This window comes from Christiangramia flava JLT2011, from assembly GCF_001951155.1.
GTDB lineage: Bacteria > Bacteroidota > Bacteroidia > Flavobacteriales > Flavobacteriaceae > Christiangramia > Christiangramia flava.
In genome coordinates, this window is the sequence record NZ_CP016359.1 from 293,620 (window position 1) to 307,262 (window position 13,643).

11 protein-coding genes are annotated in these 13,643 nt (G+C 44.0%); 4 read left to right on the plus strand and 7 right to left on the minus strand.

Annotated features, from left to right (window positions below; all coding sequences use genetic code 11):
* Window positions 1-5: 5 nt before the first annotated feature.
* Window positions 6-1,256 carry a cation:proton antiporter gene (locus tag GRFL_RS01210; protein WP_083642746.1) on the minus strand — a complete coding sequence of 417 codons (1,251 nt, stop codon included), beginning with the start codon at window positions 1,254-1,256 and terminating at the stop codon, window positions 6-8.
* 63 nt (window positions 1,257-1,319) lie between these two features.
* Window positions 1,320-1,958 (minus strand): PAQR family membrane homeostasis protein TrhA, encoded by a 639-nt coding sequence (trhA, locus tag GRFL_RS01215; protein WP_083642747.1) that lies wholly within the window; start codon window positions 1,956-1,958, stop codon window positions 1,320-1,322.
* A 130-nt stretch (window positions 1,959-2,088) separates the two neighbouring features.
* Between trhA and GRFL_RS01220 the strand changes: the two genes are divergently transcribed.
* Entirely contained in the window at window positions 2,089-4,071 is a 1,983-nt protein-coding gene (locus GRFL_RS01220) for a serine hydrolase (protein WP_083642749.1), read from the plus strand.
* 15 nt (window positions 4,072-4,086) lie between these two features.
* On the opposite strand, the gene GRFL_RS01225 is transcribed toward GRFL_RS01220, so the two are convergent.
* From GRFL_RS01225 to GRFL_RS01235, 3 genes are all read right to left on the minus strand, one after another.
* The gene (locus tag GRFL_RS01225; protein ID WP_083642751.1) at window positions 4,087-5,196 is read right to left on the minus strand and encodes a sensor histidine kinase; all 1,110 of its coding nucleotides are present in this window, start codon (window positions 5,194-5,196) and stop codon (window positions 4,087-4,089) included.
* Entirely contained in the window at window positions 5,196-5,960 is a 765-nt protein-coding gene (locus GRFL_RS01230; protein WP_083642753.1) for a LytR/AlgR family response regulator transcription factor, read from the minus strand. The genes GRFL_RS01225 and GRFL_RS01230 overlap by 1 nt, the downstream gene beginning before the upstream one ends.
* A 134-nt stretch (window positions 5,961-6,094) precedes the next feature.
* On the minus strand, window positions 6,095-6,646 hold the full coding sequence (locus tag GRFL_RS01235; protein WP_083642755.1) for a hypothetical protein: 552 nt from the start codon (window positions 6,644-6,646) through the stop codon (window positions 6,095-6,097).
* A 420-nt stretch (window positions 6,647-7,066) separates the two neighbouring features.
* Between GRFL_RS01235 and GRFL_RS01240 the strand changes: the two genes are divergently transcribed.
* Window positions 7,067-8,800, plus strand: coding sequence for an APC family permease (locus GRFL_RS01240; RefSeq protein ID WP_083642757.1), 1,734 nt, complete (start codon window positions 7,067-7,069; stop codon window positions 8,798-8,800).
* An 8-nt stretch (window positions 8,801-8,808) separates the two neighbouring features.
* Window positions 8,809-10,179 carry a TIGR00366 family protein gene (locus GRFL_RS01245; RefSeq protein ID WP_083642759.1) on the plus strand — a complete coding sequence of 457 codons (1,371 nt, stop codon included), beginning with the start codon at window positions 8,809-8,811 and terminating at the stop codon, window positions 10,177-10,179.
* Here the strand turns inward: GRFL_RS01245 and GRFL_RS17960 are convergent.
* On the minus strand, window positions 10,176-10,331 hold the full coding sequence (locus GRFL_RS17960; RefSeq protein WP_157492987.1) for a hypothetical protein: 156 nt from the start codon (window positions 10,329-10,331) through the stop codon (window positions 10,176-10,178). The genes GRFL_RS01245 and GRFL_RS17960 overlap by 4 nt on opposite strands.
* A 486-nt stretch (window positions 10,332-10,817) precedes the next feature.
* Between GRFL_RS17960 and GRFL_RS01250 the strand changes: the two genes are divergently transcribed.
* Complete coding sequence (locus GRFL_RS01250) at window positions 10,818-11,636, plus strand: DUF7282 domain-containing protein (RefSeq protein ID WP_139839234.1); 819 nt, start codon at window positions 10,818-10,820, stop codon at window positions 11,634-11,636.
* 68 nt (window positions 11,637-11,704) lie between these two features.
* Here the strand turns inward: GRFL_RS01250 and GRFL_RS01255 are convergent, their stop codons facing one another.
* Window positions 11,705-13,558 carry a DNA/RNA non-specific endonuclease gene (locus GRFL_RS01255; RefSeq protein ID WP_083642763.1) on the minus strand — a complete coding sequence of 618 codons (1,854 nt, stop codon included), beginning with the start codon at window positions 13,556-13,558 and terminating at the stop codon, window positions 11,705-11,707.
* Window positions 13,559-13,643: the final 85 nt, after the last annotated feature.

Below are 13,643 nucleotides of genomic sequence, written 5' to 3' on the forward strand. Positions count from 1 at the left end.
ATTATTCAATTTTCAGCCTTCACGCCTAGCTTTTCGACCAGCTTACCGATCGTTAATCCTTGTACCAGTATGGAAAATACTACAATGAAATAGGTAATGACCAGGAAAAGTTCGCGATGCATTTCATCGGTAAGACTAAGAGCAAGAGCGATGGAAATTCCGCCTCTGAGCCCACCCCAGGTCATGATCAGGTTCGTACGTGGTACAAAATGGAGTCGGCGTTTAAAGAACTGTACCGGCAACAACAGTGAAGCATATCGACAAAGCAATACAACCGGGATGGCTATGAGTCCCGCGAGCACATAATGACCTTCCAGGCTTAGCACAAGCATTTCCATACCTATCAAAACGAAAAGGATGGTATTGAGCAAAATATCCATCAGCTCCCAGAATTTATCTACATAAGTTTCCGTAATTTCAGACATGGTACTGGCGCGAACCGTATCATTTCCAACGATGAGTCCCATGGTAACCATCGCCAGTGGTGCTGAAAAATGATAATGATGTGCCACCGCAGTTCCGCCCATGACAGCGGCCAGCGTGATGATCACTTCCACATCATAATCATCTATGGATTTCATGAGCCTATAGGTAATATATCCTAATAACAGCCCGATAATGATCCCACCAAGAACTTCTGTTCCAAAAAGCTCCAGGATATGGCCCGGGCCTATTTTCTCTCCGCCAGAAGAGGCGATGCGGTACAATGTTAAAAACACCACCACTCCTACTCCATCGTTAAACAATGACTCTCCTACGATTTTCGCTTCCAGTTTCTTTGGAGCGCCGGCCTTTTTGAGAATTCCTAAGACCGCAATAGGATCGGTTGGGGAAATGAGCGAACCAAAAAGCAGGCAATAGATATAGCTTACTTCCATGCCCAGCAACTGCAGAATAAAATAACTAGCCGTTCCCACCAGGAAAGTACTGATGAGCACTCCGATAGTCGAAAATACCAGTACCGGCCAACGCTGTACTTTCAGTTGTTCAAAATTGGTATGCAGTGCTCCGGCGAAAAGCAAAAAGCTCAGCATTACATCCAGTAGGACCGTTTCAAAATCGATGCTGTTAATAATGCTTTTTTCAGCATTTAGCAATGTATCATCTATCACGCTAATCCCAAGCACTCCCAGGCTAAAAACGATGGTGATCAGCATCAACCCGATGCTATTGGGGAGTTTCAGAAATTTTACATTGATAAAACCGAAAATGGCGGCCAGGCTCACCAATAAACTTCCTATGACGAAATAATCCATTTGAACTTTTTTGATTGGAGCGTCAATTTATTCAAAAATGCTCAAAGCGGGAATAAGGAATATTTAAACGTGAAAATAAATAGCCATAAAATGGCAAAAACTACCACCCAGTACGAAAAGATGAAAAATGGCGTGATTGTAGGGAATGCGATCCAGCATAAACAGCACCGCACCCAGTGTATAGGAGATCCCTCCTCCGAAAAGCCACCAGAGCCCTTCCGAAGAAAGGTTAGCCAGCAGTGGTTTAATGGCAAAAACGATTACCCATCCCATTACCACATACATAATAGTGGAAAGCAACTGATAACGTCCCGTGAAAAACAGTTTCAGAATCACACCGGTTAAAGCCATGGCCCAGATTACAACCAGAATGAGAGTTCCGGTAAATCCGCTTAAAGTGACCAGTGCAAAAGGTGTATACGTTCCGGCGATAAGCACGTATATCGAGGCGTGATCGAGGATGTTCAACCTGTATCGTATTCGGAAATTGGTAGCGCTATGGTAAAATGTAGACGCCGCGTAAAGCAAAACCATGCTGGCCCCGAATATACTGAAAGAAGCAATGAAAGAAGAGCCTCCCTCATCCACAGCCCGAACCACGAGAAAGATCAGCGCCAAGATGGACAATACCAGTCCAAAAGCATGCGAAATGATGTTCAGTTTTTCTTCTCGGGGATGATATGTGGAAGGTCTAATAGACATGGAATTTTTCAGTATGGAAATTTAGCGCAAAAGTAATACCGAAAAAAATTTTGTAACCAATTCCCGGTTTTGCCCGTCCTATAGTCAGAAGATAACTAAGAATAACCACAAATATTTAAAATTTCCAAGAATGTTTCAGAAACACCTGTTCCTTTTCCTCATTTTCATATCCAGTATTTCATTTTCCCAGGAACAAGAAACACGAGTAGTGAAAAACCAACTATATAAAGATTCCCTTCAGCCTCAATCACTGCATCGCTATCATATTGAAACTGATTCTGCTCAATTTTTATTCGGAAGGGTGAATCAGCTAAGCGTAGATGTCAAACTAAGAATCAAAGATCCCAAAGGCAAGTTGCTGGCCGAAATCGACGGTCCGGCAGCAGGTCCTGAAATTTTCAGCATCTATACTTCGGAAAAAGGCAATTATGTCATCGAGGTAATCCCTTTTGAAGAAGCCAATGGTCATTATACTTTTCAGCTGACTAAAATGGAACCAATCGCAGCCACAAAAGAAGGAAAGATTGACCAGCTGATGATGCAATATGACAATCAGGATACTCCCGGGGCTGAAGTCTTGGTGATGAAAGATGGTGAGATTTTATTCAAAAAAGCCTACGGCATGGCAAACCTTTCCTATAATATACCGTTTAAAACTAACAGTGTAACCAATATTGGCAGCACTTCCAAGCAATTTACCGCGTTCGCCATCAATCTTCTCGCTCAGCAGGGAAAATTGTCGCTGGATGACAATATCAATAAATATTTCCCGGAATTCCCGGAATTTGCAAATCCTGTAAGCATTCGGAATCTTTTAAGTCATACCAGTGGTTACCGCGAATTGCTGAATACGCTTTCCATGACCGGCCGGGACCTTACTTCTTCACTCGACCGAAAAATGATGTTGAGACTGATCGAAAACCAACCGGAATTACAGGACGAACCGGGAACGGCTTTCAATTATAACAATACGGGCTACACCATTCTTGCAGCTCTTGTTAATAGAATTACAGGCCAGACTTTCCCCGAATGGATGAAGGAACATGTTTTCAATCCTCTTGGAATGGATCATACGGTGGTACGCGCACATTCTCAGCAGGTCATCGAAAACCGAACCGCGGGTTACACCATAGGCGACAAGGGGGATTACATTGAAAGCCAGGACATGGATGGTTCGATGGGTGCAGGCGGTATTTACACAACCCTGGACGACCTGGCTCAATGGATTCGTAATTTTCTTACTCATGAACTCGGCGGTGAGGCGATTTATAAAGAAATGACCACCCCGTTTATCCTGAAGAACGGCGAAGCCCTCACTTATGGACAGGGTCTTCATATTGGTAGTTTCCGGGGGCAGAAGATCATTGAACACGGCGGCGCAGACAAAGCTCATCGTTCCATGCTGATGTATTTTCCCGATATGGATGCTGCGGTGATCACGCAGAGCAACAATTCCGGTTTTAAGAGCGAAATGGCTTATAAGGTCGCGGCTATTTATTTTGAGGATTCTTTTGAGGCTGCGGAAGTTCCTCCTACGCCAATAAAAAATTCGGAAGATAAATTTGTATATGATCCCGCAAAATTTGAAGCGCTCATGGGCAGTTATGCCATGGTGGAGGCTCCAGATTTTGTTCTTAGCTTTTTCCGCGAAGATGATCAACTGCTTACACAGGCTACGGGACAACAAAAGCTGGAACTCGAGCCAGTTTCAGATTCGACTTTTCAGGTCGAAAAAGTGAATGCCCGTCTCACCTTCCACTTAAAAGAAGACGGAACTGCGGAATCGCTTACGCTGCATCAAAATGGCGATCACCTCGCCAGGAAATTGCAGGAAGAAACCGAACCCGTGGATTTGAATCAGTTTACCGGAAGGTATTTTTCCGAGGAGATCGAGACGGTTTATACGGTCAAACTGAAGGAGGGCGAACTCTTTCTATTCAATTATCAGCTGGGTAAGGATGTGAAACTTTCCGCAGCCAATCAGGACATTTTCAAGGCGGGCTTCCCATTTTCAAAAATTGAATTTCAACGGGATGATGTGGGAAACATTACAGGTTTTTTTGGTTCAAACGGCCGCACACGGAATGTATTCTTTGAAAAAATGAAAAACTAATAATGGACAGGTATCTTATTCCGGAATTTTGATCAGGGTTTCCACACCGGTTTCCTGCTCCCGATTTCTGATCTCGAAATAATAATTTTCGCCGTATAGGTTTTTGAGTCGGTCATTGATATTGGTCAATCCCACGCCTTTCTGCATCAGCTCCTTATGGCTTTGAGAGACCGGCGCCCCATCGTTCTTGACGCTAATGATTAGCTGTTCCTGTTCCTGGAAAATGGAGATCACGATTTCCAGGTCTGTATGGTCGTAGGAATAACCGTGTTTAATGGAATTTTCGATCAGCGGCTGTAAGAGCAGCGCCGGAACCTTTTTCAGCATTAAAGACTCGTCGATCTTTTTATGAATTTTGAGATGATCTGAAAATCGCACGTGCACGATGTTGAGATAGTATTCCAAAATACGCAGTTCTTCATCCAGGCTTATCCGGTTATTATCACTACTGTACAGGATCTCCCGAAGGAAATCGCTTAGATCTGCAATGGTATCTTTGGCTTTAGCCGGGTCAATATCGGTCAAAACCGCGATAGAATTAAGGGTATTGAAGAGGAAATGTGGCTGCAACTGGGCTGATAGCATCTTCATCCTGGTATTCACGAGCTGCGTTTCCAGCTTGGAATGGCGCTTTTCCGCTTCCTTTACCTGTCGCAAATAGTAATAGGTGTAAATGATGAAAACCATCGCGAAATAGATGAGGAAATTCAGATCGATGACGTACATGAAAGCATAAATGGTCTCTTGAAAATCATAATTTGCCAGGTCCATTTTTCCGCTTAAGACCGCGATGAATTCCCCGATGAGGCGTATCACAAAACCAATAAGCAGGGAAAAGACCGTATGAATAGAAATGATCTTGACCCAGGAATAGTTTTTATTCAGGAAACGCTTGGTCGAGATCGCGATAAGCGTCATGTAGCTTACCACTACCACGTAATCTATCAGGATATTATGGACAAGGAATTCCGGCCATGAAAATTTTTCCATGCGTTCGGGTGACATGAACCCGCGCTGGTAGGCGACTTTGGCGATCAGAACGATATCAAAAAGCAGGTAAAATCCCGCCAGTAACAACACCAGTCTAAAATCGATATACTTTTTTTTCAGTTTTCCCAGTGCCATCAGATACCTATTTTTTCGAGAAATTCCTTTTTATGAGATTTACTGATCCTGATCAGCTTATCATCCTCCATCCGTGCGTCGATTTCTGCATAATCAGAATGGATGATTTCCTTTACGAAATTTAGATTGATGATCGTGGAACGGTGCACTCTCACGAAACTTGCCGGATCTAGAATTTCTTCCAGGTTGTTCAAAGATTCTCTCAGCACATGCTTTTTTTCCGAAGTAAACAGCTCGGCATAATAACCCGAAGCCGAAATGTAGAGAATGTTGCGCGGGTCTACGATATAGGTCTTGTTGCCCTGGCGCACCGGTATCTTCGAGACCGCGTTCAGCTGAAGCCCGCCTTTTGAAAAACTGTGGAACATTTCCATCAGGCGTTTTTCAAAATTGGTATCGGCTTCCTGCCGGGTAGTTTTCAGCACCTTATCTATGGTTTTGAAAAACCGCTGGTCCTTGAAGGGTTTCAGCAGAAAATCAAAAGCTTCCGCATCAAAAGCCTTGAGCGCGTAATTGTCATAGGCGGTGACAAAGATCACTATGGGTTTGGGACTGGCTTCCACCTTCTGCAGCACCTCAAAACCATTCATGTCTTTCATGTTGATATCGAGAAAAACGAGGTCTGGTTTCTTTTCATTAATGGCCTGAATGGCGGTCTTCCCATTAGAACATTCCCCGATGACTTCAATCTGGTCTACTTCGCCAAGAAGATTCAAAACCCGCTTCCTGGCCAGTTCTTCATCATCTACAACAAGCGCTTTCATAATCGTAAAGTTGTTTCATATACTGCAATTTAGTGTAAATATGCATTGTTTCCTTTCCTTCGTATGTGAAAGGCTGCCGGGAAGCGATTTTCCGGCAGCCTGGCTATTCTCACAAATTTTAGGCTATGAGTTTTTTAATTACTGGCCATGCTTACCACGCCCTGGGCTCTTGGGTTCAGTTTCACTCTCTGGCGCTCATTCCCCTTCTGCATTTTGAGCTTATAAACTTCCTTATCGATAAGATTTTGCTTCCCTGATGCCACGTAAACGTGTTCATTTACCGTCCAACCCTGATAATTCGCATACACCATTCGGCGCACGTTCAAAGGCATTACCGAATTTTTGAAGCGTTGATAGGTTTTCACCAGTGTTCCGTCTTTGTCAAAATCAGCCTTTAATGCACCATTTCCACTGCGGAAGGTTACCTGGTACGAATCATAATTTCGGCCTTCATTTTCGTGGATGAAATTCTGAATATCGAAGTTCTCTTCCATAAAAGCGATAGGATTTTTGGCAAACTGGCCCTGATAGGCCTCATTGACCTTATAGGTAAACTGGTCACCATCCCGGGTGATCTTCGCGTCAAGCGGTGCAAAACCCACCTTGGCTTCATCCAGGACGATCTCCTGGGCCTGGCATAAACTGATACTTGCTAACAACAGCAGAGAAAAAAATAATGTTTTCATGATGAATGATTTTTGATGAATAAAAAATTGAAACTGTTCGTTTTTTGAATTGATAACACTGCTAAAGTAGCCAGAAGCTGTACTATTATGGACTGAATGAACCCAAAAACCAGTTTTTGATCATCGGTTAGCCTATTGCTGCTACCAGTGAAAAGAACCAGTTCAGGCATAGGCAATATTTGAAAGATCGGTGCTCACTTCAGGAACACATAGTTTTGCCGTAAATCGAATGGCTTTCACCGCAACTTTCCGATGAAGATGAATGATATTTCTATGAAGCACCCCAATTTAAACGCAAAATCTCAGGCGATAAATAATAATTCCTTTACTTTCGTAATAGTATTTTCTGAAGCGGGTTTTCCGGCTGGATAAAATCGGTTGACTTTACGGAACGGCCCGGTAATTCTTACTACATCCATTATGGGCAAAAAGTTAAATCAACTTGAAGCGACCGCGATCTGCGGAAACGACATTAGTTCCTCCTGTTTATATGTTTCGGCTCTGGCGATTTTTTACGCCGGCCAGTATGCCTGGATCTCTTTGCTGATCGTAGCCGGAGTGCTTTTTCTTTTTAGAAAGATTTACGGGGAAGTGGTAGGCGCGCTACCGCTAAATGGCGGAGCTTACAATGCGCTGCTGAATACCACGAAGAAATCTACCGCTTCGCTCGCAGCAGCACTTACGGTACTTTCTTACATGGCAACCGCAGTAATTTCAGCTACTGAAGCGGTCAAATATGCGGAAAGTCTCTGGCATGTTATCCCCATAATCCCAACCACGGTGGCCTTACTGGCCATTTTTATGGGATTGGTCATTCTGGGAATCGGGGAATCCTCGAAAGTTGCGATTGCAATTTTCCTGTTTCACCTTACCTCCCTTACCCTTTTAAGCGGATTTTGTCTTTTCTATTTTTTCACGCACGATTTTGACGTGCTCATCAATAACTTCCATATGCCGGTTCATGGAACCATTACCATGGCCCTGTTTTTCGGGTTTTCTGCAGCCATGTTGGGAATATCAGGATTTGAAAGTTCTGCCAATTACGTGGAAGAACAGCAGGATGGTGTTTTTCCAAAAACCCTGCGCAATATGTGGATCGTGGTAAGCATCTTCAATCCTCTAATCGCCTTTCTCGCCCTGGCGCTCATCCCGATGGAAGTTGTAAATTCCAATCAGGATGCTTTGCTGTCTTTTCTCGGAAATATTTCCGGAGGGAACTGGCTCTCATTTTTGGTAGGAATTGACGCGGCACTGGTGCTAAGTGGTGCGGTACTGACTTCTTACGTGGGAGTTGGCGGACTCATGGAGCGAATGGCTCTTGACCGAATTTTACCAAATTACCTGCTGAAAAAGAACAAACGAAACAGTTCTTATATCATTTACATCCTGTTTTTTGTGCTCTGCACGTCAATTCTTTTTGTAACCGGCGGAGATCTCGCCAAACTTGCAGGCGTCTATACCATCGCATTTTTATCAGTAATGGTGCTCTTTGGAATTGGAAATCTATTGCTGAAGGTTAACCGGAGGCAATTACCACGGCCCGAAAGAGCCAGTTGGTTCGCCCTGATCATTGCTATTTTGGCGGTGGGCGCTGCCATCGTGGGAAATGTGATCCTGAACCCGGCCTATTTAGCCATTTTCCTGGAATATCTTATTCCTACGCTGCTGGTGGTATTCTTTATGCTCTTCAGAAATTATATTTTACGGGCCTTCCTGGTCATCCTGGAGTATATTTTCCCAAGTGGCGATAACCAGTTTTTCAGAAAGCTGAACAAACTCACCAAATACAAACTCGCTGAAATTAGAGGGCAGGAATTCGTGTTTTTTACCAATCATGATAATGTGGAAACCCTCAATAAAGTAATGCTGTACATCAAGAAAAATGAGCCTACCCGTAGACTGAAGATCGTTGCGGTGGTCGATGAGGAACATACGGTAGCTGAAAATCTGAAGGAAGACATTAAAGTTCTGGACCGGGCTTATCCTGACATCCGTATTGAGTTTGTAGAAGAACCAGGCAAATTCGGGCCCAACAAGATCAAAGAACTGTCGGAGAGATGGCGTATTCCCGTTAATTTCATGTTTATCGGGGCGCCCGGAGAAAACTTCCGCTACACCATTCAACAGCTTGGGGAAGTTCGCCTGATTATTTGATCGCTGGCATGAAAGGCATTTCAGGAATTATCGAACGTGCTTTCAGGAACCTCATCCCGGCTCCTTTTACACTCGCCGTCTTACTAACATTTTTAACCCTGTTGCTGGCATTTTTCCTATCGGGAGATCAGTCGGTTAGTTCCGCAGTACAAATTTTACGCTCCTGGCAAAGTGGGATGTGGGAACCGGCACTGCTGGTTTTTGCAGTTCAGATGATGCTCATCCTGGTTTTAGGGCATATCCTGGTGTTAAGCGAGCCTATGAAATGGCTCATGGATAAACTCACCAGTCGCATTCACAATAACGCGAGTGCAGTTGCCGTGGTCTGTGCCTCAACCATGCTGGTGGCCTTCTTTAACTGGGGGCTTGGGCTTATTTTCGGAGCGATCATGGCACGGAAAATGGCAGAACAGGCAAGTCGAAAAAATTTCAAAATCAATTACCCGCTTTTAGGCGCAGCCGGTTACTCAGGTTTGATGGTATGGCATGCAGGCATCAGCGGAAGTGCCCCATTAAAAGCTGCGGAAAACGGACACCTGAAAAGTCTTTTTTCTGCTGAAAATGCCAATATCGCCGGCCTGCTTCCAGAACTCGTACCTACCAGCCAGACGATCTTTTCTTCCGGAAATCTCATCCTATTCGGAATTTTACTCCTACTGATTCCTTCAGCGTTATTTTTACTGGCCCGGAAAACTCCTTTAGAAATTTCCTCGATCGACTTTTCAAAAACAAGAACGGTGATTATCAATCCAAAAGGAGCGGAAAAACTGGATGCTTCGCCAATTCTGAAATATATACTGGGAATATTGCTCTTATTGGCTTTTCTCGCCAGTTATTATCAGGAGCTCATGCAGTTCAACATTACCCCCAACATGCTGAATTTCTTTATGCTGGGACTTTGTATCCTCCTGCATCAAAATTTTCAAAGTTTTTTGGCAGCGCTCGACGAAGCTATCGTGGGAGCGGGCGCGATCCTGATACAATTTCCGCTGTACTTCGGGATTATGGGGGTGATGAAAGACAGTGGAATGGTTGGACAGATCGCTGAATTTTTCACCAATTTGGCTACAGAAACCACTTTGCCATTATTCACATTCTTAAGCGCCGGACTGGTAAACATCTTTGTTCCCAGCGGCGGAGGCCAATGGGCCATCCAAGGACCAATTGTCATGGAAAGCGCTATAAAGTCTGGGGTTTCCATTCCAAAGGCGATCATGGCATTTGCCTATGGAGACCAGATTACCAATATGCTCCAGCCCTTCTGGGCCTTACCCTTACTTGCCATCACCAAACTGAAAGCCCGTGAAATTTTGCCCTACAGTTTATTGATTATGTGCCTTGGAATAATAATTTATGTAATAGGTCTCCTACTTCTTTAGGAGTTGGCCGATCGTTTGATCGAAGCGATTTCCTTACTGTATTTGGAGATTATTTTCTCCTGCTTTTCATTATTCCGAATAAGATTAATCCAGATCACCAACATCATGATGAGGCTAATGGCCATCACAACGTAGAAAAAAGTCTGATCCATAATTGCAATTTTTTAAGGTGGTATTTCGAATTAGGGGGGACTTGCTAAAAATAATCCAATTACACTTATCAAAAGATTGATCGAATGTTAATTGGCAGAGCTTTAACGATGAAGCAGGTAGTTCATCTGATTTTCGGGTACAAAAAAAGGGCCGTGACTATCATTTCAGAATTGACCCTTTTCTTTTTCTAAGCTATTTGATGTAAATCTATCCCGATTTGTCGTAAATATCATTAATTAAACCTGACCAAAATGAAAAGAAATTGTTAAATATTTGAAGTTATTGTAAATTAAATCGATTTAATTATCATCCCCGCATTTTTTAAACAGTTTTTACCGCAATTTTAGACCTCTTTTTGAGAAAAATTCCGAGAATGATAAATGTTTCCTAAATGAAAAGATGTTAGCATATTATTAACGCTTTCGCCTATTATGATTCCTACATTGCACAGCAGAACTCAAAATCTATTGAAAATGAAAATGTTTATGCAGCAAAAATTTTTAACTCTGTTATTGGTCGCACTACTAGTTGGAACACTGGTATCTTGTGATGAAGACGATGATGATGTGACTGCCATGATGCCAACCGGAACGGTAAGTGTAGAAAACCAGGATTTTACGGGTGAGATGCTTACGATCGCAGATGTCACGATGAGTGATGACGGTTGGGTGGTGATTCACCGTGATAATGGTGGTTCCCCCATGGTTCCTGATATTATTTCAGTTCCTAAAATGGTTTCAGCAGGGAATACCAGTGATGTGATGGTAGAGCTTAAAGACGGGGTAGAATTACAGGATGGAGAAACACTTTGGGTGATGCTTCATAATGATTCCGGAGATATGGGAACGTATGAATTTGACGGAAGCAACGGCCTGGATCTGCCAATTGAAGATGACATGGGTAATATCGTCACCAAATCTTTTACGGTCAACGTCATGAGCGAGCCAACCGGGTCGCTTTCAGTAGAAGATCAGGCGGTAGCAGATAACAAAGTGAGCATCAGCTCGATTACCTTGGATCAACCAGGTTTTGTGGTCGTTCATGCCGATAATGGCGAAGATGGACCGGTAGTTCCTGCAATCATTTCCGAACCTTTGTTTCTGGAAGCCGGAACTCACGAAGATGTAGAAGTGACTTTTACCGAAGATGCTGGTGTCATGACCGGAGATACTCTTTGGGCGATGTTACACACCGATACCGGTGAAGCAATGGTGTATGAATTTGACGGTGAAAATGGGCTGGATATGCCAATTTTAACTGAAGAAGATACGCCGGTAATGATGTCTTTCGATATCACCGAGTAATTTTGGACCCGATAAAAATGAAACCCGGCTTTTAAGCCGGGTTTTTTTATGCTGAAAATAGAACTTAGCTATACCGCATCTACCTGAGATTCCAAAGCATCTTCAATAGCATCAGGCACTTCACTGAAAAAGTCAAAACCCGTCATTAACTCAATATCATCCACAGTGGTTTTATACTGGGTCCAGTCTGAAGTAACCGACTGGCTGTTGGGCATATCTACCGCTATCACCCGGGTGGAAGCGGTTACCCTGCTCACATCATTATCGCCATCAGGAATAATCATGATCACTTTCCAGGTATTTGAAGGCACTTCCACCATTCCGTTCGCCACATATTCCGCGTAACCATTCGAGCCATCACCGCCAATTCCGTAGCCACCGGAAATAATATAGATCTCATATCCGCCGCTTAACATGGAACGGCAGTAGCTTTCCAGATTCGCCCAGGCATAGCGATTATTATTGGGCGCCTGAGGCATCATATTGGTCATAAAAAAGGTGTTGGAATTATCATCAACGGAAAGCGTCCTGTCTGCCGAAGGACACTGGTGGCCACGATCAAAACCGCTTCCGGAATAATCGGTTTCCTGGACCTGGTACCAGCCAGCTGGCAAAGACGTATCATTTCTGAAGTCATTCTGTCTCGGAGCGTCACCAAGCCAGGCCTCGTCCAAATGCCAGCTCACCCAGTTCGCCTGTCCTCTGTCACGGGAATACGACATTACATATTCTTCTTTTTCAAGGAGGTAATTATTGGGATAATTTACATCTGTAACCGCTGCGGAAGGATTTCCCATCGTTAGGTGTACGACGCCGGAAATTCCTCCGCCGGTCCCACCGCCAGTTCCTCCTCCGGAAGAACCGCCCGGATCTGTGGTTCCGTGAATGGTTAGATCATCAATATTGATACGGTCGCCACTTCCGGAAAGTTTGACGATTCTGAAGCGAACCGTTCCGGAATATGCTGCCGGAAAACTGACATTTTCAAGAGTGGTTGATGTACTATTCTGTACAACGCTGATGGCACTCCAACTTGCTCCCTGGTTTGTCGAGGCTTCCAACTGCCAGGAACTGCTTCCGTCGGTGCCGTAAACTGCATGATTAAAACTGACAGATTCCGCGCCGTCCACGTCAAAATTCATTTGCAGCATTCCGTAGTCGCGAATACGAACCGATTTGGTTCCTGTTTTTCGGTCATTATCAAGACTCCCGAGTAATGCCTCTTCCAGATACCAGGTGCCGGAAGGAAGATCTACCGTGCCACTAGCATAACTTCCCTTGGAACCGCTCTCATAATCTTCCGTTAGATCGATCAGGCTCCCCGAGGAACCTCCATCGCCCGTTCCGGCAGCATTGGGTACCACGGTAAGATCATCAATATTAAGGCGTTCCCCGCTGCCATCGGTTTTCCGAATTTCAAACCGAATATTCCCGGTCACATTCAGCGTGAAGGTCGCCGTGGATAAATTCGATTTTTTAACCGAAACCTGGCTTCCCAACTGGTTCCAGCTTGCACCGGAATCGGTAGAATAATACACCTGGAAGCTGGTTTGCCGGTCACGATTGTACTTGGCATAGCTCACTGAAAAACTGGTCGCGCCCTCGGTAAGGTCAAAATTCATAGTGACAGACCCGCTATTTTGGATCCTAACCGATTTGCTTCCATTTTTGGCATCTCCGCTAAGACTTCCCACAAGGGCATCGTCAAAATACCAGTCGCCGTCGGCCAGATTTACGGTGCCCGCCGCGTAAGAAGTTTTGGAAGCGTTCTCAAAATCTTCCACATAGTCGCCAGACTGGTTGACGGTAAAATTCTGATAGGTTACCGCTTCCTGTAAATCCTGGTCATCCTTGGAACAGGATACCAGAAACAAAAAAACCTGCAGGTACAGCAGGCTTCTGAAAAAATTAAAATGTTGCATGGTGATTTAGGTTAAATAGATTAATTCATCAAAAGTTTAAATTATTTAAATTTTAACCTATCAATTCAGGCAATGATGATTTTTT